Origin of the sequence: Seleniivibrio woodruffii, from assembly GCF_004339245.1 — a bacterium.
Taxonomy (GTDB): domain Bacteria; phylum Chrysiogenota; class Deferribacteres; order Deferribacterales; family Geovibrionaceae; genus Seleniivibrio; species Seleniivibrio woodruffii.
Genome location: NZ_SMGG01000005.1, coordinates 269,694 through 291,359, shown reverse-complemented (window position 1 = coordinate 291,359; position 21,666 = coordinate 269,694). Strand labels below are relative to the sequence as shown.

Genomic DNA, 21,666 nt, shown 5'->3' with positions numbered 1-21,666 from the left:
TTAGGAGGAATTTGTGGCTAAACAAGTAAAGTTCCTTCAGGGGAATGAAGCTGTATGTGAAGGTGCTCTTTACGCCGGATGTCGTTTTTACGCCGGCTATCCTATCACGCCTTCCACTGAAGTCGCAGAAATACTTGCTGCGAAGCTGCCCAAAGTGGGCGGAAGATTTATCCAAATGGAAGACGAGCTGGCTGCTATGGCAGCGACTCTTGGCGGCTCTATTGCCGGAAAAAAATCACTTACCGCAACATCCGGCCCCGGTATGTCTCTCAAAATGGAGAACCTCGGATACGGTTATCTGACCGAAATTCCCTGCGTTATCGTTAACGTTATGAGAGGCGGCCCTTCAACAGGTCTGCCCACAGGTCCCGGACAGTCTGACGTTATGCAGGCTCGTTGGGGAACACACGGAGACCACCCCTGTATCGCTCTGACTCCTTCAACAGTTCAGGAGCAGCTCAACGAAACAGTGAGAGCGTTTAACCTCGCTGAAAAATTCCGTATGCCCGTTCTTCTGCTGACAGATGAGATCATCGGTCACATGAGAGAGGCAGTTGAGATACCCGAACCCGGCGAACTTGAGGTCATCGACCGCAAGCGTCCCACTTGCGACCCTAAAGACTATCTGCCCTACAAACCCGAAGCTGACGGCGTAGCTCCTATGGCCGATTTCGGTTCAGGCTACCGCTATCACATAACCGGTCTTAACCACCTTCCCGACGGTTTCCCCTCAAACGACGGTAAACTGGCTCAGGCTGACGAGATCCGCCAGCAGAAGAAAGTGGACGACCACTACGACGAAATAGTTCATGTGGAAGAGCTTCTGTGTGACGATGCTGAGATACTTATCTTTGCATTCGGCTCAACTGCCCGTTCCGCAAAAGAAGCAGTTCAGCTTGCAAGAGCGGAAGGCATCAAGGTAGGTCTTTTCAGACCCCTTACAATCTGGCCCTTCCCCGATAAACACCTTGCCAAATACAGAGGCAAAGTGAAGAGAGTGATCGTGCCTGAGATGAACCTCGGCCAGACCGCTCTGGAAGTTGAGAGAGTGATGAGAGGCATGCCCGAAGTCGAAGGAATATTCCAGATCGACTCCGAGCCGATCAACCCCATTACAATCCTCAACAAAATCAAAGGGGGCAAATAATGGCTTACGATTACAGCAAATACCTCAGAAAAGGTAAAATACCTCATATCTGGTGCCCCGGCTGCGGCTACGGTATCATTATGAAATCTATGATCCGTGCCATCGACAGCCTTGGCTGGGAAAAGGACGACGTTGTTATGACATCCGGTATCGGTTGTGCATCACGTCTTCCCGGTTATGTGGATTTCAACACACTCCACACAACACACGGACGTTCTCTGGGCTTCGCAACCGGCGTTAAGGTTGCAAACCCCAATCTGAAAGTTATCGCTCTCGGCGGTGACGGCGACATGACGGCTATCGGCGGAAACCACTTCATCCACGCTTGCCGTCGTAACATCGACATCACTTGCTTCGTGTTCAATAACTTCATCTACGGTATGACAGGCGGTCAGTACTCACCCACTACGCCTAAATCTGCCCGTGCTACAACTGCGCCCTTCGGCAACGCAGACAACCAGTTCGACATTGCCAAACTGGCTATCGGTGCTGGCGCTACTTTTGTCGCAAGAACAACAACTTATCATGCTGTTCCCATGGAAAAGCTGATGAAGCAGGCTCTTGAGCACAAAGGTTTCTCTGTTGTTGAGATCATCGCCGGATGCCCCACAGGCTACGGACGCAAGAACAAACTTGCAAGCCCCGCAGGCATGATCGAGTGGCAGAAAGATCATTCTGTAAACGTTGCACAGTGGGATAAAATGTCTGACGAAGATAAAGCGGACAAGTTCCCCATCGGCGTTCTGCATGAAGTTTCCAAGCCCGAATACGTTGAAGCATACGACGCAAGCGTCGGGCTGAGCTAAGAGGTGATATAATGGCTAGACATCAAATCAGACTCAGCGGTTCAGGCGGTCAGGGTATGATCACAGCTGGGATCATCCTCGCTGCCGGCGCTGCCGTTCTCGAAGGCAAAAAAGCCATCCAGTCTCAGTCCTACGGACCCGAGGCAAGAGGCGGTGCGTCCAAAGCTGAAGTTATCATAAGCGACGAAGAGATCTACTATCCTAAGGTAATGGCTCCCGATGTTCTCGTGGCTCTTACTCAGGAAGCAGCTGACAAATACTCTAAAGACCTTGTAGACGGCGGAATTCTTATTCTGGACGATCTCATGGTTAAAACAGTGCCCGCAGGCAACTGGAAAGTGTACATGATGCCTATCATCCGCACTGCCGCTGAAAAAGTCGGCAAGGCTATGGTTGCAAACGTTGTAACACTTGGCGCACTGAACGAGATATGCGGTTTCGTTAAACCCGAAACCCTTGAGAAGGCAGTTCTTTCCAGAGTTCCCAAAGGAACGGAAGAGCTGAACAAAAATGCGATCAACGCAGGTATCGAACTTGCGAAGGCCGCAAAAGCCCTTTAAGAACCATTTAAACCGGAAGGTTTTAAGGCCCCGTATCTTTGATGCGGGGCTTTTTTTGTGCCTGTACGGACTTGTCCGACCCGTCTTTTTATTGATTCTCCAAATGTCGGTGTTAAAATCTATACATAACAAGTCTCTGACAACTACCTGCGAAATTGCTGAATGTTTTATATTATCATCCAGTTAACACACAAGCGGAGGATCCCATGAAACTGTCCTTCAGAATGAAGATGCTACTGCCGGTCATTATTTCAGTGGTTGCTGCGTTCATAGCCGCCGACCTTATCATCTACAACCTTATGAAGGGGGATATTCAGGCAATAGCCGTTAGCGATGCCGAAAACCTTTCACACAGGTACGGAAACGAGCTTAAAGCGGATGTCGGCGAGGCACTGGCGGTTTCAAAATCCCTGTCGGACACAGCGGAACTTCTGACCTCCCACGGAGGCACAGTGAGCCGCGGTGAAGTGCTGGATATGCTTGAGAGGGTATTGCAGAAGAACCCCAAGTTCTTTGATGTCTGGATAGTCTGGGAACCGAACGCCTATGACGGAAAAGATGCCGAACTGGCAGGAACACAGGCCGACGGAACAAACGAGAAGGGGCAGTTCTGCCCCATGCCTTACAGGGACAAGGGCAAAATAGCAAGATCGTTCACCACTTCAATGTATGAGAGCGGTTCGGTAAGCGACTGGTATCAGAAACCGCTGAAAACCGGACAGCCGTATATTGCCGAACCCGCCACCTATTCATTTGACGGAAAGGACATAATGACGGTCACTGTGGCCTATCCTTTCAAGTCCGGCGGGAAGGTTGTGGGTGTTGCGGGTGTCGACCTGCTTCTGGATGATGTTGAGAATATGGTATCTGCAATCAGTATCTATGACACAGGTTTTGCGTTCCTCGCTTCCGGAAATCTCACACTTCTTGCCCATAAAGATAAGGAACTGGAGGGCAAACCTCTGGAATCCCCCAAAGCCGGAGAGGCTCTGGAAAAGGGTGTGTCCGTGAGCGATTTTGACAGTGACCATTTCATAATCTACACACCTCTTAAAATTGACGAACTTAACTACACATATCTTCTGGGTGCGGAGATCCCCTTTTCGGAGATATTCTCGGTGCTCGATGTGCTCAAATCAACGATTTTCATCATAGCTGTTCTGGCCACGGCGGCTATAATAATCATAGTTTTTGTAACGGTTAACAAACTTGTCAAAAGCCTCGGCGGCGAGCCGGATGATGTCATAGGCGTTATGCGCAGGGTTGCCGGAGGTGATTTTACGGCTGAAATAAGCACTTCTGCAAAGGACAGTGACAGTCTGGTCTATTCGGTGAAAGAGATGACCGAAAGCCTCAGCAGGATGATAAGGGAGCTTAAGTTGACAGCGGATACTCTCCGAACGTCCAGCAGTGACCTCTCATCCGGTGCTCTGGAGCTTTCGGCGGGAATGGCGGAGCAGTCCGGAAGCACAGCCGTCATAGCCACTGCGGCAACGGAAATGAACAGTACCACTAACGATATAGCAAAGAACCTCAGCGATATATCAGAGTTCGCCAGACTCACATGGGAAAAAGTGAACTCAGGTAAAAGAGCCGTTGAGGAATCACTCAGCGGCGTTATGAGAATAAAAGACACAGTGGATGAGTCAGCTGAGTTGGTTCAGGGACTTGGCAGGAAGTCGGAAGAGATAAACAACATTGTGGGTGTGATAAGCGACATAGCCGACCAGACAAACCTCCTTGCTCTCAATGCGGCGATAGAGGCGGCAAGAGCAGGAGAGAACGGGCGAGGGTTCGCTGTTGTTGCGGACGAGGTGCGAAAGCTGGCCGAAAGGACACAGCAGGCCACAACGGAGATATCATCCCTCGTTGCCGGAACCAGAACGGAGGTGGGCAGGGTGACGTCGTCCATGGGCGGGGTCACAGGTCAGGTGAGCACCGGAGTTACCTCTTCCGAGCATGTCGCAAAGATTCTGAGCGAGCTGGAGCAGGAGGTCGCAAAACTTCAGAGCATGGTGGGCAACATATCATCCGCCACCCATGAGATGGCAGCCACCAGCGACCAGATCTACAACGACATCAGAGGAGTTGCCAACATTTCATCTGAAGTTAAGAACACTGCGGATCATATAGCTGAAAATTCTTCAGGACTGGCAGAGATTTCGGACTCGCTGAAAAGAAGTATGGAGAGGTTTAAAGTTAAGTAAATTAAATAAATACTTGACTTATTGGCATATGCCCATATCTTGTAGGTTGTGAATGAAACCAACGAGGTGGACTATGAAAATTTGCTTTCCTGTAGAAGAGGACGGTGGGCTGGACAGCCCTATTTACGGACATTTCGGCTCTGCGCCGGGTTTTGTGACATTTGATACCGACACACAGCGGACAGGGTTCATCAATAACAGAAATGCTGTGCACGAGCATGGGGCATGTAACCCTGCGGCGGCTCTTGCAGGGGCAGGTGTGGATGCGGTCATTGTTGGCGGCATAGGCCATGGGGCAATGCTGAGGCTTATGGACGGCGGAGTCAGTGTTTATCAGGCGAAGGACGGTGCCGTTAAAATGGATGCAGAGAACTTTATGCAGAACAGGCTGACAAAGCTCGGCGGAAATGAAAATCTCTGCGGCGGCGGTACTCACTCCTGCGGGCATTGACAGTTCAGGCACTTTAAATATTGGTTATTTCTTGACAAATCACCCCCTTTGAGTAATTTTGAACCTCAGAGGGGGTTAATTATGAAGTTATGCTTTCCTGTTGACGCATTTCAGGGCATGAAGAGCGTCATCACACACCATTTCGGTGCGGCTCCCTGTTTCATAACCTATGAAACGGACACAAACGAGGCCGGACTGATATATGCTCAGGATCTTCAGACATCAGGCTCCTGCAACCCTTCCATAGAGCTTGCGAATCAGGGTGTGGAAGTGGTTATTACGGGCGGAATCGGCCCCGGCGCACTCCACAAACTTATGGATCACGGAGTGCACGTTTTTCAGGCGAAAGACGGCATCGTTGAGAACGACCTTGAGAACTACCGTAAGGGCTGCCTTAGCGTCTATGGCTACGATCAGGGCAAATGCGACTGTAACGGCTGATGTTCAAGCCTGAGCTGAAAGACGTTCCGGAGAACCCCGGAATCTACCTCTACATCGGAAGGAATGACGAGATTTTGTATGTCGGCAAGGCAAAAAATCTCAAGAACAGGGTCTCGTCATACTTTACCGATCTAGAACACAAACCATTGAAAACTTTGAAGATGCTGGAAGCCGCAAGGGACTTCCGGTTTGTGGTCACAACCAGCGAGGCCGAAGCCCTTCTGCTGGAAAACAATCTCATAAAAACCGAAAAACCCCGCTACAATGTCCGGCTTAAAGATTCCAAAAGCTATCCATATATCCGCATAACCGACGGCGAATTTCCGAAACTGCTTATCACCCGTGAATCAGGGCATGCGGGAGAGTATTTCGGGCCTTATACTGAGGTTGCCGCCCTGAGAGGCATAACCGAGGAGATTCTGCGGGCGTTTCCCCTGCGCACCTGTACTGACACCAAGTTCAAAGAGGGCAGGGTCTGCCTGAAATATCAGATAAAGCAGTGTCTGGGTCCCTGCGAAAACCTCATCAGCCGCAACAGATACTCGGACATGGTGAAAGAGGTTCGGGACTTTTTCAACGGCGACTACGAAGGCATAAAAGAGCGTCTGACGGCGGAGATGATGCGCCTGTCCGACCGGATGGATTTTGAAGAGGCGGCGAAACTCAGGGACAGGATACGCAACATAGAAAAGCTGTTCATAAAGCAGACTGTGGTTCTGGCGGAGGACAAGCGGAGCATCGACGTGTTCGTGCCCCATACTTTTGAAAACGTATCGGGCATCACAGTTCTTTTTGTCCGTGGGGGAAAACTGATCGGCAGCCGCACGGATATATTTGAGGATGAGAACCCTGAAGAGGTGCTGGAATCATACATATTACAGCTCTACTCGTCCGTTGTGAGCTTTCCGGAGATGATATCAGTGTTCGGCCTTGAAGAGACCGAAACCCTCCACGATGCAGTGGAGCGGAGCGCAGGCCGCAAGGTTGTTCTGCGAAAGCGGGGCTTCTCCCAGCTTTATGCTCTGGGGCTTGAGAACGGCAAGGTGCAGACCGAACTTTATATGAAAAAACTCAGCCGCAGAAAGGATATCAGCCTGCGCCTGAAAGAGATAACCGACTATGAGGGCGAGATAAAACGGGTGGAATGCGTGGACATTTCCCATCTGGGCGGCAAGGGCACAGTGGGCGTTTCAGTTGTTACGGTGGACGGTGAATTTGCGCCGCCGCAATACCGAAAATACCGCATAAAATCCGCAGAGAACGACGACTTCGTATCGATTTACGAGCTTTTCAGCCGTAAGTTCGAGAACATAAAAGAGGGCAGCGAGCCTATGGCTGACCTGTATATCGTTGACGGCGGCATAGGTCAGCTGAACAGTGCTCTGAGAGCCATGGAGGAGCAGGGGATGAGCGTCAATTTCATATCCATCTCCAAGGGTCGCTCAATAAAATTTATGAAGGACAGGCAGGAGGACTCCATCGAATCCATCCATCTGCCGGGCAGAAAGAACGCCCTGAACCTGAAAAAGAACAACCCCGTTCTGCTGTTCGTACAGAAGATACGGGACGAGGCGCACAGATTTGCCATCACATACAGCCGGAAAATCGCCCTGAAAGACTTCAAAAAATCGCCCCTTCTGGATATCGAAGGTATGGGCGAAAAATCCCTTAAAAAAATTCTTGAGGTCTATCCGGATATCCACAACGAAAAGACACTTACGCCGCAGAAGCTTTCATCAATGTGCAAAATACCTTTGCCGCTGGCGGAGAAAGTTGTCGGTTTTATAAAATTCGTTTAATTTCAACAATATATCCTTTTAATCCCCGTGTGTTATATTTTCAGTGGCATTTGATAATCCCTTGTGTTGTGGTAAAATTATGGAGAACCATAACAGGAGGATAGTATGTCGGTTAGAAAACTGATATTAGCTGCGGCATTAACGCTTATGCTGCCTTTTTCGGCCTTTGCAGGACTGTTTGACCTCACAGTGGAATCGGGAGGCGATTCCTACAGTCTTAACTTCTCAAAAGTTGAGGATCTTTTCGATAACTTCGATGTGGAAAAGATATCTCCCTATTTTCCCGGATTCGATGAGAATACTTCCGGAGCCGACCTCACCATCAATTTCAGAGGTCTGCCCGCAACACTCACCATTGCCCCCAACTCTAACAAGTATATTCTGAGCATCCCTTCCGCCGGTGTTTACGAGGAATTTGACGGCGCAGACAGGGACGAAAGCTCCGATAAGCTCGAAGACTGGTTTAAGAAGGACGGACAGAGCGCACTGACAAAAGTTATGCAGAAACTGGCGTCCGACACCCCCTCAGACCCAATCGCAGGCAACCCTTCGTCTCTGATGAGCCGTATGTCGTCCATGGACTATGACATGGCTGTCAGCCCCGAAGCAAGTGTGATAGAGATCAACGCACAGCAGGCTCCCGAGCTGAACGCAAACCTGATCTCCGTGTTCGCAAAATACAGCAACTACACTGTCAACGGCGTTAAGAGCAAGGAATATGCTCTGCCTCTGGCATATACCATCCGTTTCAACGGCTCAAAGAACTCTCTGGCGATCAGACTCCCCATGTCGCAGGTGACGGTTGAGGATTCAACTGCATACAACCTCGGCCTCGGAATTGCTCTGGGATATCAGGTCAACGACGACTGGAGACTCACTCCTGCTATCGGCTACGGCGCAGTGGGTTCAATAGATCTCGGCTCAGTGGGACAGATAGTTTCAGGTTCACTCACCAGCTCATATGTTTTCCACGTCAGCAAATATGACCTGACACTGGGCAACATGGCGGGTTATTATAAAACAATCCCCTTCTCAAGGGATGACTACGATATCGACCCCGATATCAAAAACACGGTTCTGCGCAACGGTCTCAGGCTTTCTCTGCCCTTCGGCGAGGCAAAAACCACATCGCTGGAACTGTTTGTTACCGACACAAGATATTTCGGCTCCGATCTGTATATTGACCAGTACAATGAAATAGGCTTCTCATACGGATTCACAAAAGTGACCGTTAAGGAGAAGGGCGGCAAAACAAAAGGCTATCTGAGCAGTCTCAGAGGCGGTGTAACCTATATGACTGCTGATGATGCGGACGGATTTACGTTCAACTTAGGCTGGTCATTCTAAGCATGTGTCAAAAGCCCGTCAAAAGACGGGCTTTTTTGTGTCGTAAGCTCTTCGTTGGTGAGATTCTTCACCCTTCGGGTTCAGAATGACGGAAAAATAGAGTCACCCTGAGCGGATGCGAAGGGTCTCATGATTAGATTCTTCGTTTTACCTCGCTAGCCGAAGGCTGTATGAGTCTATTTATAATTAATTGTCAAATAGAATGACGGAAAAAATGAAAAAGCCCGTCACTTCTGACGGGCTTTCCTATAAAAAACTTGCGGCTTCTGTTTGAGCAGTTGCAGTTATCAGGTCAGGCGGATGAGCAGATCGCCCGACTCTATTTTGTCCCCTTCCTGAAGCAGGATATCTCCCACCTCAGCATCGATGGCTGCCGCAATCTTGGTTTCCATCTTCATGGCTTCTGTGATGAGCAGGATATCACCTTTCTTAACACTGTCGCCCTTCTTCACGTTCATTTTGGTTATCTTGCCGGGCATGGTTGCGCATACGTCTTTCGGGTCTGATATGTCCCCTTTGGCGTTGGACTTTATCACCGAAGACAGCTTTTCGTCTTTAACTGTGACCGAGCGGGGCTGGCCGTTCAGTTCGAAATATACTTTTCTGCGTCCCTTTTCGTCCGGTTCGCTGATGTTTATATATCTGATGATGAGTGTTTTTCCCTCTTCTATGTCGACCTCGATCTCCTCTTCCTGATGCATGGGATAAAAGAAAGCTCTCGTGTCGAAAATGGAGGCATCGCCGTATTCGTTTGCGAACATTACATATTCTTTGAACACAGCCGGACACAGAGCGTTTGATATCTGCTCTTCGGCGGTGAACTCTCTGCCGAATTTGGCTTTAAGTTCGCCGTGCATCGCTTCGAAATCGTAAGGCTCAAGGAGGTCGCCGGGGCGGCACTCCAGAGGTTTTTCGCCCTTAAGGACTATGCGCTGAAGCTCTTTGGGAAATCCGCCGTAGGGCTGGCCGAGCATTCCTTTGAAGAATGAGACCACCGAATCGGGGAAGTTAAGCGTGTCCCCTTTGGTGTAGATGTCGTCCACTGTCAGATTGTTGCGGACAAGGAACAGCGCAAGGTCGCCAACAACTTTGGAGGATGGGGTTACTTTTATGATGTCGCCCAGCTCGGCATTCACCGCTGTGTACATCTTGCGAACCTCTTCCCATCTGTCGATGAGCCCCATGGCCTCTACTTGAACTATCAGGTTCGAATACTGGCCGCCGGGTATCTCATGGATGTAAACCTCTGCTGTGGAGGCTTTCAGCCCTGATTCGAACGGGAAGTAGTATCTGCGCACCCTGTCGAAATAGTCGGATACCTGCTGGGTGGTGTCTTTGCTGAGTGAAGATGATTTGGGCTGACCGTCCAGAGCCGCCATGATGGAGTTCATGCTGGGTTGACTGGTGAGTCCGCTCATTGAGCTGACCGCCGCATCGATAATGTCCGCACCCGCCTCAAAAGCCATCAGAGCCGCCGCTTCGGCGTTTCCGCTGGTGTTGTGGGTGTGGAAGTGGACGGGCATGCCTGTCTCTTCCTTAATGGCCTTTATGAGCGCCTTGGCCGCATAGGGTTTCAGCAGTCCTGCCATGTCTTTGATGCCTATTATGTCAGTTCCGGCTTCGGAAAGTTCTTTAGCAAGAGATGTGTAATATTTAAGTGAATATTTGGTGCGTTTGGGGTCGGTGATGTCGCCGGTGTAGCAGATTGCCGCCTCGGCAATGCGTCCGTGCTTCTTAACCTCTTCGATGGCGGGTTTCATCTGGTCTGTCCAGTTGAAGCAGTCGAAGATGCGGAACACGTCCATTCCGTTCTCGCAGGCCAGTTTTATGAACTGTTTGACCACGTTGTCGGGGTAGTTTGTGTAGCCCACTGCGTTTGACGCACGCAGAAGCATCTGGAACAGAATGTTCGGGATACGCTCACGAAGCTGTGCCAGCCTGTCCCACGGGGATTCTTTCAGGAATCTGTAGGACACGTCATAGGTTGCTCCGCCCCACATCTCCATAGAGAAGAGTCCGCTCATGTTGTGTGCGTAAAGGTCTGCTATCTCAAGCATATCCTTTGTGCGCAGGCGGGTGGCCAGAAGTGACTGGTGGGCATCTCGGAATGTTGTGTCGGTGAACAGAGCTTCTTTTGATGTGCGCAGGTGTTTCAGCACGCCTTCAACCCCTTTGCGGTTCAGGATATCTTTTGTTCCTGTGGGCATGGGGGTTCCGAAGGGAACCTGCGGCGGGTTGATGGCCGGAAGAACCATGCTTCTGCTCAGTGTTGAGCCTGAGGGGTTGTTAACTATATTGTTTGCAAGGAATTTCAGGGATTTTGATGCCCTGTCCATGGGTTTTTTGAATTCGAAAAGTTCTTTGGACGAATCGACAAAGGTTGTCGATGCCTTGCCGTCAATAAACGTGCTGTGGGTCAGCACCTTCATAAGGAAGGGGATGTTGGTCTTTACGCCTCTGATGCGGAATTCGCTCAGGGCACGGGTCATTTTCATCGCCGACTGCTGAAATGAGTGGGCGTGGGTGGACACCTTCACCAAGAGGGAGTCATAGTGAGGTGATATTTTGGCGTTTGCAAAACCATTTCCGGCATCCAACCGCACGCCGAACCCAGTGGCGACTCTGTATGCTTCGATCTCCCCTGTGTCGGGGAAAAAGTTGTTTTCGGGGTCTTCAGTGGTGACACGGCACTGGATGGAATATCCGTTTTTGCGGATGGTCTCCTGAGAGGCCATGTCGGTGTTTGCTGTGCTCAGGGGTTCGCCTGAGCTTACGAATATCTGTGACTGGACTATATCTATTCCGGTGATGTTTTCTGTTATGGTGTGTTCGACCTGAAGTCTGGGGTTGACCTCAAGGAAGTAGAAGTCCTGATTCTTGTCTACGAGAAACTCTACGGTGGCGGCGTTTATGAGGTTTGAACGCTTGCCTATGGCTATTGCCGCTTCGTACATTCTGTCCAGTGTCTTCTGGGCGACGTTGACCGAAGGGGCGATCTCAATGAGCTTCTGGTGACGTCTCTGGATTGAGCAGTCACGCTCGAAGAGGTGCACGATGTTTCCGTGTTTGTCGGCCATCAGCTGAACTTCTATGTGTTTGGGCTGTTCGATATATTTTTCTATTATGACATCGCCGTTGCCGAACGCCTTAAGGGCTTCGCTTCTGGCGGATTCGAAGTTGTCTTCAACGTCTTTGGGGTTGAAAGCCACTCTTATCCCGCGTCCGCCGCCTCCGGCAACTGCCTTGAGCAGAACGGGATAGCCGATTGCTTCGGATGTTGCAAGGGCTTCTTTCAGGGTGGGGACTATTCCTGCGGAACCTTCGATAACGGGGATTCCGCACTCCTTTGCCAGTGTTTTGGCGTTCTTTTTGTCGCCGAACATCTCAATTGTTTCAGGTGAGGGGCCGACAAAAATTATGCCCGCTTCCCTGCATTTTGCGGCAAAGACTGCGTTTTCGGAGAGAAATCCGTATCCGGGGTGGATTGCGTCGATTTTTTTGTGGATGGCCAGTTGGATTATCTCGTCCATGTTAAGGTAGGCTGCAACGGGGTCAAGACCTTTGCCTATCAGGTAGGCTTCGTCCGCCTTGTATCTGTGCAGAGAGTATTTGTCCTCATCGGAATAGACTGCAACCGTGCGGATTCCCAGCTCGGTGCAGGCTCTGAAGGTGCGGATGGCGATTTCGCCCCTGTTGGCAGACATAAGTTTTTTAATTCTCATATTAGCTCCCCGTTGGTGTCCTTATTTTCGGATATTATAACAGCATATCTAAATTGTCAATAGTATAAAATCGGCTATTAGCAGTAGTTTTGGGATGAATAAGCGTTTGGTTTGTATATTGTATACACTTTTTATTTGCATATGATATCAAAATTCAATTTAACACAATGGTTTATAATTATTTTGGTATGCATATTGAATAATATAATAATGCCATACTTTAATTTTGTATAATATTGATAATATGACTAAAAATATCCTATGGATAAAAAGTCTTATTGTCTTTACAGAACTAAAGTTTGGTTATATATTCTATATAGTTAAAGGAGCTTATTATGAAAAAGTTGATCTTTATTATGGTAATGATGATTTCAGCTGTGTGCTATGCGGATTCCGTTGCGGATGTGCTGGCACAGCTTGACAAAATAAAGAGCTATTCCGCCGACTTCACCCAGAAAACTGAGCTGGAGGGTTTCGGAGCAGATACATATTCAGGCAGACTCTATATCAAAAGCAGAACAAAAGCTCTCTGGGACTACCAGAAACCCTACAGGCAGTTCTATCTGTTCGATACAAAGATGATGCAGTTCTACGACAGCGAGACAAAACAGCTCATCAAGCAGAAGCTCGACCCTACAGCAAACGCTTTCATGAGACTGATGCTCAGCCCCGCAGACATGAAAAAGGATTTCAACGTAGCATATAACGAATCAACAGGCAGGCTGACACTTACCCCTGCGGTGAAAAACTCCGGCATAAACGCCATAACCTTTACAGTTAAGAACGGACTGGTCACAGGTATTACCACCAAAGACCAGAACGGCAACAACACAAGCATTCTGCTGACAAACGTTAAGGCGGATCCTGAGATTGCGGAGAGTGTGTTTAGTCTCAGTGTCCCGAAAGACACACAAATCTTCAATCAATAGTTTTGGCCGTTATATGCGGCGCATTACGGTGTCAGTGATTTAAAAAGCCTTATCACGTACATCTGTGTACGCTCAAAGCCTTTTTAAATCCCTTCCTTGTACTGCTTGCATCTAACGACCAAGTTCCGGTCGCTTACAATGCTTTTCGTCACTCTGAGCTTGCGAAGAGTCTCATTGCAGAGAGATTCTTCACTGCGTTCAGAATGACGCAGGCTGTACAAACGCCGTCACTCTGAGTTCTTATTATCAGTTCAGATAATCTTTGATGCTGGCTGTGGGTTTGCCGACGTGGTAGCCCTGAATGTAGTCAATGCCCATGTCGATGACCTTTCTGCGGACGCTTTCGGAGTGGACAAACTCAGCCACGGTTCTGATGTTCAGCTGGTTTGCGAATTTGATTATTGTTTCCACGATGATCTGGGATTGTCTGTCGTGGTCAATGTTCTTTATGAGTGAGCCGTCAATTTTGATGATATCAACGTTCAGTTCGGACAGGTAGACGAAGTTTGAATAGCCTGAACCGAAGTCGTCAATGGCCACCATGGCTCCCGTCTTTTTAAGCTCTTTTATGAAGTCGTTAACAACCGCAAAGCTTTCAATGCCTTCGGATTCCAGAAGTTCAAACACCACCCGCTCAGCTATGCCGCTTGCGTGGAGGGTGTCCAGAATGAATCTGGCTGTGGTCTCGTCCATGATGTCCTCAATAGAGAGGTTTATGGTGAAGATGAAGTTGTTGTCTGCGAAGGTCTCAAACGATTTTGTGATAACCCGTTTGGTAATATGCTGATACAGCTTTGTTTTCTTAATGATATCAAGGAACTGGAAGGGGGTTATCACCTCTCCGTTGTCTATGATACGCACCAGACATTCGAACTTTTCCACCTTGCCGGTTCTGGAGTTTGCGATGGGCTGATAGAAGGGAACGAGGTTGTTCTCGTTCAGTGCGCGCTTGACTATCTTCGTCCAGCGGATATCCTTTTCGTATTCATCCACCATGTCTATTGCGGAATCGTAGATTATGAACGGCTGTTTCTTTTTCTCTGCCAGACGCATTGCCATTCCGGCCTTTTCAAAAACGTTTCCTTTTTCCGCAGACACACCCGCTGTGAGGGTTATGTCTATTTCAATTTCCAGTTCGTCGTATTTAACAGTGAAATCAAGGTGACTGCTGAGCTTTTCAAGCAGTCTGTCCAGTTCTTCCCTGTCCATGTCCGAATCCGCCAGAATCACATATTCGTTGCCGTGGAACTTATAGCATTCCATATGTACGTCGGTGCTGAAGGATGCTATGCGCTCGCCAACGTCTATGAGCACGAAGTCGCCTATGATAAACCCGTAGGTCTCGTTTATCTTTTTGAATGAGTCTATGTTCAGCAGGATCAGTATGGGATTTTTGACATTGTTAAGGTCGCTAACCAGTTTGTTCCGGTTGGGCAGTCCGGTGAGGTGATCTGTGTAGAGCTGATTGGTAAGCTCTATGTTCAGCTCTTCGAGGTCTTTGTTTCTGTTTTCCATATCTTTTTTATATTTGGAGAATATCAGCTGAACGTGTCTTGAGAAATACCATGATATGCCGGCGGCCAGAGTGGCAGATATTATGAACAGAATAAGGGAATAGCGTGTGTTTCTGCTCAGTTTCTCATTAAGTGCGGCGTTCCTTTCGTTGATTATGGGCGTCAGGTCGTCGATGGACACTGAAGCGCACATCAGCCAGCCCCACTGTTCCATCATGCGGCAGCTTGATATAACCTGTGAAACCTTGTTCCAGTCGGTATAGTTCTGACTGTGGAACAGGTAGAAATTGTTCTCTTTTATGGAGCCTGACATGAGTTCTTTGTAGAATTTGACTCCTGCCGAATCGCCTATGTCGGTCAGCAGTTTTCCTTCCTGTTTGGAGTTGCCGGGAAGCGCAATGCCTGTCCCGTCGGAGTTGATTATGAAATAGTGACCGTAGTTATCGAAGCGAACTGTCTCCACCCGCTTCATCATTTGTTTTTTAACGACCTCTTTCAGCTCTGAGCTGCTGTAAGCCGCTCCGGCGTACCAGTCTGTGCCGGGGATTTTGCGGATGTATGTGGTCTGCTGTATGAATCTGGAGCTGTCCTTTTCAAACTGCATTGTTGTGTCGACGAATTTGCCCTTCTCGGAAACGGCTTCAAGTTCGGAACGGATGGGGTATGAGCCGTAAGGGGATTTCAGATTGAACAGGTTTGTGCCTCTGGGGAAAAGGGGATGGTAGATAACGTTTCCTGTGCTGTCTATCACATAGATGTTACCCGGTGTTTCGTTTGAGCTGTATTTGGTTATATATTCGGCGAGTTCGTATTTAAGGAGCTGCGGCTTGCCCTGTCTGTTGAGGGTTTCGCTTATGAAACGGGTGAGCTCGACTATCTTGTCCACCCTGTTTTTGACCACATCGGAGAGCACCTCTTCGTTCCTGCCGGTGTAGTAGTCCACCATATTGAACATTCTGTCCAGCTCGCCGTTGACCACCTGCTTTTTGGAGTCAATATAATTTTTGACAAGCTGTGACCGCTCGGTTTCGTATTCGTTTCTTGTCTGTTTTGCGATGAACAGTATCATGGCAACAGTTATTATAACAATCACAAGAACCATGTTCATCAGGCTTATGCGCCCTATGTTGTTCTCGTTTAAGTACTTGCCGAGCATATTACTTCCCGATTTATATGTATAACCAATAATAACCCATTCGGGTATATAAGCAACTGATAATTATTACAGAGGGTAAAAATACGCTTCCTGAATGTCATAATCTATACGTTCCGCCATCACTTCGATGGGGTCGGCCGCTCTGTACATTACTCCGGTGCGCTTTCCTTTAACCAACTGGGCTTTCTTGATATACTGGTACACGTCCCCCTGAATGGCTTCCAGAGTGATGGTTCCTTTCATCATCAGCGTTGGCAGATAGATAGAAAGACCGAAAGGCCCCACGGAGGTTATTATTGCCGCAAACGGTTCGTCCATATGCTTCATCAGGTATTTTACCTTTTTGAAACGCTCGATGTCACGTTCTGCATTCTCAGCCCGCTGTTCATTTTCTGTGGATTTCTGACAGGCGGTGTCGAGGTCGGTTGTAACTTCGTAGTGTGCGTTGAACAGTCTGTTGCATATCAGCCTGTGCACCATCAGGTCGGGATATCGGCGGATGGGGCTGGTGAAATGCGTGTATGATTCGGAGGCCAGACCGAAGTGGCCTATGTTGTTCGTGTTGTATTCGGCTTTTGCCATGGTGCGAACAAGTGCAGGTCCCAGAATGTCGCCGTAGGGCGATTTTCCCACCGCTTCGCTGGCTCTTGCCACCTCTTTGGGGGTTACGTCTTTAATTGTGACCGCTATTCCGAAGCTCTCTGCGAGCTGTGAGAAATCGTTAAGCTTCATGGGGTCGGGCTTATCGTGTATCCGGTATACTGACTTCTGGACGTGTTTTTCCAGAAACTCGGACACAACCTCGTTGGCCTCTATCATGAAATGTTCGATTATCCGGTGTGACAGATGTCTTTCCGAGGGGCGCACAGCGGCAACTTCGCCGTTTTCGTCCAGATCGAACTCCGTTTCGGGGAAATCAAAATCCAGCATCCCCTCTTTTTTGCGCCGCTTCATGATGAGCAGAGCCAGACGTTCGGAATCTTTCAGCAGGCGCAGAATCTCTTTGTCCTGCTCCTTTTCCGTTTCGTCCAGAACTGCCTGAACATATGTATATGTGAGTCTCCGGTTGCTCTTGATTATGGAGCGGTAGAGATCGGTGCGTTTTCTCTGTGCCTTTTCGTCGTAGGTTATCTTGGCGGAAAGGGTGAATTTCTCCTCGTCGGGGCGAAGGCTGCAAAGGTTGTTCGACAGCATTTCGGGGAGCATTGGCACTGCAAATTCGGGGAAGTAGAAGCTTGTTCCTCTGGAAAAAGCCTCTTTGTCCACGGGGGTGTCCGGATGGACGAAGTGGCTCACGTCGGCTATGTGGACGTAAAGCTCATATCCCGTGTCGGTAACGTTAACCGAGATGGCATCGTCAAAGTCTCTTGCGGTCTCGCCGTCGATGGTGACAGTTGTAAGGTCTCTGAAATCGGTGCGTTTTCCCGCCTCTTTCAGCAGTTTCGGTGCGATGGATTTAACGTATTCCTCAACCGCCTGCGGATATTCCCGCTCTATGTTGTACCGGTTGAGCACTATGAGGTCTTCGATTCTGGGATCGGTGAGCTTTCCGAGGCGTTTTTTGATTATTCCTCTGCCCGCTTTCTGACCATCCGGATAGGAAGTCAGCTCCACCATGACGATGTCGTCGTTCTCAATGCCCTTTGCCGATGCGGCGGAAACGTATATGTATGAGTTGAATTTCTTGGTCATAGGAACCACACGCAGAATGCCTGCGAGGTTCTCCGCCCTGCCTATTATCTGCTGAACCGACCGCTCGGTGATCTCCAGAACCTTGCCCTCTGGCTTGCCTCTGAAAGTTTCCACCGAAACACGCACACGGTCGCCATGGAGTGCGCCGCCCATTTTGTTGCGGGGGATGAAAAGGTCACGCCCGCCGCCGTCAACGGACATAAATCCGTAGCCGTCAGGATGCAGATCCATCTTTCCTGTGAGTGTTTTTGACTCGGCTTTTTCCGAAGGAACAGAATAGGTTCCGTTGCGGTTGGCTCTCACTTTGCGTTTGCGGGTAAGCTCCTTCAGCTCCTGTTTGAGCTGTTTGGGGTCTTCCTGCGTCATGGAGAGTATCTGTTTGAAGGTGAGGGGCTTGCCCGCACTCTTTATGGTTTTAAGTATCCTGCTCAAGGTCGTGTTCCCTCACTTTTTTTCGGAACGTATTCCTGTTTATACCCAAGATTTTTGCGGAAATCGACTTGTTATTTCCTGTTTTGTCAAGAACCGCTTTCATGAGAGGGAATTCCACGATTTTCATATATTCTTCGTATGCATTGTTTCCGTCTGATAAGGTTTCCGATTCTATAATATCCAGCGCAAGTTTATAGAGGTCGTTGGACGTGCTCTTTGAGCCTGCGGCGGGATTATGTTCAAATATCTTGGAAGGCAGGTTTTCGGGCATGATTATGTCCGTTTCTGCGTTCACGATTGCATATTGTATTGTGTTTTCAAGCTCACGGATGTTGCCCGGCCACCTGTATGCGGTGAGGGCTTCCAGAGCCTCTTCGGAACAGGTGAGAACCCTGTCCTTGATGGTTTTGTGTTTATGGAGGAAGTGGTTTGTCAGATATGCAGTGTCCTCTTTGCGTTCGTAAAGGGGAGGCAGCTCTATCGAGACCACATTCAGTCTGTAGTAAAGATCCTCACGGAATTTGCCCTGCGCCACAAGCTCTTCCAGATTGCGGTTTGAGGCGGCTATTATCCTTGTGTCCAGTTTCAGGGTGCGGCTGGAGCCGACCTTGGTGACCTCTTTTTCCTGAATGACACGGAGCAGTTTAGACTGAAGCCCCAGATCCATCTCCGATATTTCATCAAGGAAGATGGTTCCCGTGTGTGCCTCTTCAAACTTGCCCTTTTTGTCGGTGACAGCGCCTGTGAACGAACCCTTTTCGTGGCCGAAAAGTTCGCTTTCCAGCAGTTCGTTGGGGATTGCCGCCATGTTTATGGGGATGAACGGCTTGTCGAAACGGGCGGACTGGCGGTGTATCATTCTGGCCACAACCTCTTTTCCTGTTCCTGATTCGCCGAGGATAAGCACGTTTATGTTTGTCTTGGATATTTTGCCGATGAGCTTGTATATCTCAAGCATCTTTTTGTTTTTTGTTTCAAAGTCATATTCTTTGATGTCAGCTATGGGGTGCTGGTCAATTTTTCCGCAAAGGGCTATGATTTTGTTTTTGAGCTGGTTAAGATCAAAAGGTTTCGGAAAAAAGTCCTTTGCGCCGGATTTGATGGATTCTATGACGTTTGAGCCTGTGTCCTGAGCCGTCATTATTATGAAATGGGTGTCTTTATATGCTGCTGCCCATTTTTCGGTCAGTCTGATACCGTTGTGTTCCCCCAGAAAAATATCCACAAAGCAGATATCCACTCCCTTCGACAGATAATTCTCTGCCATATAAGGGTCTTCTGTGGTGAGAACGTCTATTTTCTCGTCAGTAAGTCCTTCTTTTAAGAGCCAGAGGATGTTGGTTTCATCATCCACGGCCAAAACACGTATCTTTCTCATTTTGCTATTATATACCTTGATGAAAAAATAAGCAACAGAACTAATTGCACCTTGTGGGTCAAATGACCATTTAATGTGCAGTCATTTCTGTATAAAGCGAAAAAAAAGCACCCGTTTCAGGCGGGTGCTTTTCGAAATTACCGTTTAAAGGATCATTTCCACTGCGCCAGCTTCTGTTTTCCCAGTCTGGCCGCTTCCGATTCGGGATATTCGGCCACCAGTTTCTGCAGAGTGGCGATGCTGTTCTCTTTGTCGGAGATGCTTCCGTAGCTGTAGGCCAGCTTAAGCATTGCATCGGGAACCTTGTTGCCGTTGGGATAGTCGGCCATCAGTTCTTTAAACTTTGCTATGGCGCCGTTAAAGTCCTTTGTGCCGTATCTTATCTCGCCTATCCAGTAGAGTGAGTTGTCCGCACGCTCATCGTTGGGATATTTTTTGATGAACTCGTTGAACTTCGCCTCGCTTTCGGGATATTTTCCGTTGCGGTAGAGTTCGTATGCATATGTGTACAGGCTGAGTTTGTCCTGCATGTTGTCTTCGATGATGATCACTCCGGAAGTGTCCTTAACGGGTGCGGCAGCCTTCATTGAGGGCATGTCGTCCGCAGGGGAGGGCAGCGGAGCTGTTTTGGATGTTGAGGATCCGCCTTTTTCAAGTGCGCCCACTCTGTCTTTCAGCTCAATGATGTCTGTGTTCATAACAGTCATCTCTTCACGCAGCTGTGTCAGAGCCTCGGAGTTTTTATTGATGTTTTCTGAGTTTATTCTGATGTTCTTGTCAAGATCCTGAATCTTAATCTGCATGTCGCCCATTGTCGACTGGATGCCCAGCATTTCGTCCTTGATGTTGTTCATGCTCTTCTGAATCAACAGGTCGTCATTACCGCATGCGGTGAGTGCCAATCCTGCGAGGATGACCACGGCAGCTTTTTTCATTACTCCTCCTTTTTGTTACAGCAGAAACTGATCTACTTTCTGAACGAGAATGTCGGTGTCAGGCTTTCCGATAAAAATGTTTGCGCCGACGCCGAGAACCTTTCTTTCGTTCTCTTCCGATGCCAGCGAGGAGAAAACGATTACGGGAATTGTTTTGGTGTCCTCACGGGCTCTGATGGTTTTAACCACGAAAGCGCCGTCGGTAACGGGCATTTCGAGGTCGGTTATTACAAGGTCGGGTGTTTTTCTGGCCACCTGATCAAGCAGCAGTTTTCCGTTTTCAAAAGCGAACACGGAATAACCCGCCTGCTCAAGGTGGGATGCGAGGAAGCGTCTGATAACAGATGAATCCTCAGCAAGATAGACTATCTTTCCCTTTCTCTGGTCTGTAAGGGAGAAGTCTATGTTAACGTCTTTCAGGGCGGTGTCGGGGTTCAGCTCAAGAACTATCTTTTCAAAATCCAGAAGCTGAATAAGGTTTCCGCCTATGTCTATAACGCCCAGAACGGTTTCAACAAGGCTGAAATCCGTCATGGATGAATAATCTTTGATATCCGCCCAGGTGATCCTGTGGATGCGTACCACCTCGTCAACTACGAATCCGTTGTATTCGTGGTTGAAGAAGGTGACGATTATCTTTTTGTCGGTGTATTCGTTGTCATATTTAAGGCCGAGCCACTGACCAAGGTCGATTATGGGGATAAGCTTCTGGCGGATGTTTGCCGTGCCGACCACCGAAGGGTGCGCATCAGGAACACGGACTATCTGGGGAAAGCGTATGACCTCTCTCACCTTCGCAACGTTTATGCAGAAGTGGTGTTCTTTGCTTTCAGTGCGGATTATGAATTCGACTATTTCAAATTCGTTCGTTCCGGTTTCAAGGAGTATGCCGTGATCTAGTGCCATGTTCGACCTCTCATATTGTTCTAGGCTAGCATGAATATTGAAGTTATTCAATGAATTCTTGCTTTTTGCCGTTTATATGCATCGCATTACTGCGTCAGTTTCGTCTCGGAACTGCTCACATACTTTATGTATGCTCACAGTCCGCTCAACTCACCTTCCTTGTACTGCTTGCATCTAATGGGTGAATGGAGACAGATGCATGGTTACACTCCGCATATTTTTTCTCGCCCGCCTCGTCTGGCTC

Annotated in this window: 15 protein-coding genes; 9 read left to right on the top strand and 6 right to left on the bottom strand. The window is 48.7% G+C overall.

Translation table 11 applies throughout. The features are described 5' to 3' along the window. The first annotated feature begins 13 nt into the window (after window positions 1-13). From C8D98_RS10930 to C8D98_RS10895, 8 genes are all read left to right on the top strand, one after another. Entirely contained in the window at window positions 14-1,147 is a 1,134-nt protein-coding gene (locus tag C8D98_RS10930; protein WP_132874185.1) for a 2-oxoacid:acceptor oxidoreductase subunit alpha, read from the top strand. Then, on the top strand, window positions 1,147-1,953 hold the full coding sequence (locus C8D98_RS10925) for a 2-oxoacid:ferredoxin oxidoreductase subunit beta (RefSeq protein ID WP_132874184.1): 807 nt from the start codon (window positions 1,147-1,149) through the stop codon (window positions 1,951-1,953). The genes C8D98_RS10930 and C8D98_RS10925 overlap by 1 nt, the downstream gene beginning before the upstream one ends. An 11-nt stretch (window positions 1,954-1,964) precedes the next feature. Beyond that, window positions 1,965-2,513 carry a 2-oxoacid:acceptor oxidoreductase family protein gene (locus tag C8D98_RS10920; RefSeq protein WP_186434615.1) on the top strand — a complete coding sequence of 183 codons (549 nt, stop codon included), beginning with the start codon at window positions 1,965-1,967 and terminating at the stop codon, window positions 2,511-2,513. A 206-nt stretch (window positions 2,514-2,719) separates the two neighbouring features. Further along, on the top strand, window positions 2,720-4,720 hold the full coding sequence (locus C8D98_RS10915) for a methyl-accepting chemotaxis protein (protein WP_132874182.1): 2,001 nt from the start codon (window positions 2,720-2,722) through the stop codon (window positions 4,718-4,720). Window positions 4,721-4,793: 73 nt separating this feature from the next. Then, window positions 4,794-5,171 carry a NifB/NifX family molybdenum-iron cluster-binding protein gene (locus tag C8D98_RS10910; protein ID WP_132874181.1) on the top strand — a complete coding sequence of 126 codons (378 nt, stop codon included), beginning with the start codon at window positions 4,794-4,796 and terminating at the stop codon, window positions 5,169-5,171. A gap of 81 nt (window positions 5,172-5,252) precedes the next feature. Then, window positions 5,253-5,612, top strand: a complete 360-nt coding sequence (locus tag C8D98_RS10905) for a NifB/NifX family molybdenum-iron cluster-binding protein (RefSeq protein ID WP_132874180.1) — start codon at window positions 5,253-5,255, stop codon at window positions 5,610-5,612. After that, window positions 5,612-7,411: an excinuclease ABC subunit UvrC gene (gene uvrC, locus C8D98_RS10900; RefSeq protein ID WP_132874179.1), complete on the top strand. Its 1,800-nt coding sequence runs from the start codon at window positions 5,612-5,614 to the stop codon at window positions 7,409-7,411. Before C8D98_RS10905 ends, uvrC begins: the two co-directional genes overlap by 1 nt. 105 nt (window positions 7,412-7,516) lie before the next feature. Next, window positions 7,517-8,758, top strand: a complete 1,242-nt coding sequence (locus C8D98_RS10895) for a hypothetical protein (RefSeq protein WP_132874178.1) — start codon at window positions 7,517-7,519, stop codon at window positions 8,756-8,758. A 287-nt stretch (window positions 8,759-9,045) separates the two neighbouring features. Here the strand turns inward: C8D98_RS10895 and C8D98_RS10890 are convergent, their stop codons facing one another. After that, entirely contained in the window at window positions 9,046-12,480 is a 3,435-nt protein-coding gene (locus C8D98_RS10890) for a pyruvate carboxylase (protein WP_132874177.1), read from the bottom strand. A 335-nt stretch (window positions 12,481-12,815) separates the two neighbouring features. Here C8D98_RS10890 and C8D98_RS10885 point away from each other — a divergent pair, with 335 nt between their 5' ends. Beyond that, on the top strand, window positions 12,816-13,409 hold the full coding sequence (locus tag C8D98_RS10885) for a LolA family protein (protein ID WP_132874176.1): 594 nt from the start codon (window positions 12,816-12,818) through the stop codon (window positions 13,407-13,409). 246 nt (window positions 13,410-13,655) lie between these two features. Here the strand turns inward: C8D98_RS10885 and C8D98_RS10880 are convergent, their stop codons facing one another. The 5 genes from C8D98_RS10880 to C8D98_RS10860 form a co-directional block, all read right to left on the bottom strand. Next, window positions 13,656-16,079: an EAL domain-containing protein gene (locus C8D98_RS10880; RefSeq protein ID WP_132874175.1), complete on the bottom strand. Its 2,424-nt coding sequence runs from the start codon at window positions 16,077-16,079 to the stop codon at window positions 13,656-13,658. Between the two features lie 66 nt (window positions 16,080-16,145). Beyond that, on the bottom strand, window positions 16,146-18,203 hold the full coding sequence (rnr, locus tag C8D98_RS10875) for a ribonuclease R (RefSeq protein WP_132874174.1): 2,058 nt from the start codon (window positions 18,201-18,203) through the stop codon (window positions 16,146-16,148). After that, on the bottom strand, window positions 18,187-19,581 hold the full coding sequence (locus tag C8D98_RS10870) for a sigma-54-dependent transcriptional regulator (protein ID WP_132874173.1): 1,395 nt from the start codon (window positions 19,579-19,581) through the stop codon (window positions 18,187-18,189). The genes rnr and C8D98_RS10870 overlap by 17 nt, the downstream gene beginning before the upstream one ends. A gap of 152 nt (window positions 19,582-19,733) precedes the next feature. Then, the gene (ybgF, locus tag C8D98_RS10865; protein ID WP_132874172.1) at window positions 19,734-20,516 is read right to left on the bottom strand and encodes a tol-pal system protein YbgF; all 783 of its coding nucleotides are present in this window, start codon (window positions 20,514-20,516) and stop codon (window positions 19,734-19,736) included. Between the two features lie 15 nt (window positions 20,517-20,531). Continuing rightward, a complete protein-coding gene (locus C8D98_RS10860; RefSeq protein ID WP_132874171.1) occupies window positions 20,532-21,422 on the bottom strand; it encodes a chemotaxis protein CheV in 891 nt (296 codons plus the stop codon). Between the last annotated feature and the right edge of the window lie 244 nt (window positions 21,423-21,666).

Coding starts and splice junctions, on each gene's coding strand:
- C8D98_RS10925 (WP_132874184.1), top strand. CDS start 1,147: ATGGCTTACGATTACAGCAAATACCTCAGAAAAGGTAAAATACCTCAT.
- C8D98_RS10920 (WP_186434615.1), top strand. CDS start 1,965: ATGGCTAGACATCAAATCAGACTCAGCGGTTCAGGCGGTCAGGGTATG.
- C8D98_RS10915 (WP_132874182.1), top strand. CDS start 2,720: ATGAAACTGTCCTTCAGAATGAAGATGCTACTGCCGGTCATTATTTCA.
- C8D98_RS10910 (WP_132874181.1), top strand. CDS start 4,794: ATGAAAATTTGCTTTCCTGTAGAAGAGGACGGTGGGCTGGACAGCCCT.
- C8D98_RS10905 (WP_132874180.1), top strand. CDS start 5,253: ATGAAGTTATGCTTTCCTGTTGACGCATTTCAGGGCATGAAGAGCGTC.
- uvrC (WP_132874179.1), top strand. CDS start 5,612: ATGTTCAAGCCTGAGCTGAAAGACGTTCCGGAGAACCCCGGAATCTAC.
- C8D98_RS10895 (WP_132874178.1), top strand. CDS start 7,517: ATGTCGGTTAGAAAACTGATATTAGCTGCGGCATTAACGCTTATGCTG.
- C8D98_RS10890 (WP_132874177.1), bottom strand. CDS start 12,480: ATGAGAATTAAAAAACTTATGTCTGCCAACAGGGGCGAAATCGCCATC.
- C8D98_RS10885 (WP_132874176.1), top strand. CDS start 12,816: ATGAAAAAGTTGATCTTTATTATGGTAATGATGATTTCAGCTGTGTGC.
- C8D98_RS10880 (WP_132874175.1), bottom strand. CDS start 16,079: ATGCTCGGCAAGTACTTAAACGAGAACAACATAGGGCGCATAAGCCTG.
- C8D98_RS10870 (WP_132874173.1), bottom strand. CDS start 19,581: ATGAGAAAGATACGTGTTTTGGCCGTGGATGATGAAACCAACATCCTC.
- ybgF (WP_132874172.1), bottom strand. CDS start 20,516: ATGAAAAAAGCTGCCGTGGTCATCCTCGCAGGATTGGCACTCACCGCA.
- C8D98_RS10860 (WP_132874171.1), bottom strand. CDS start 21,422: ATGGCACTAGATCACGGCATACTCCTTGAAACCGGAACGAACGAATTT.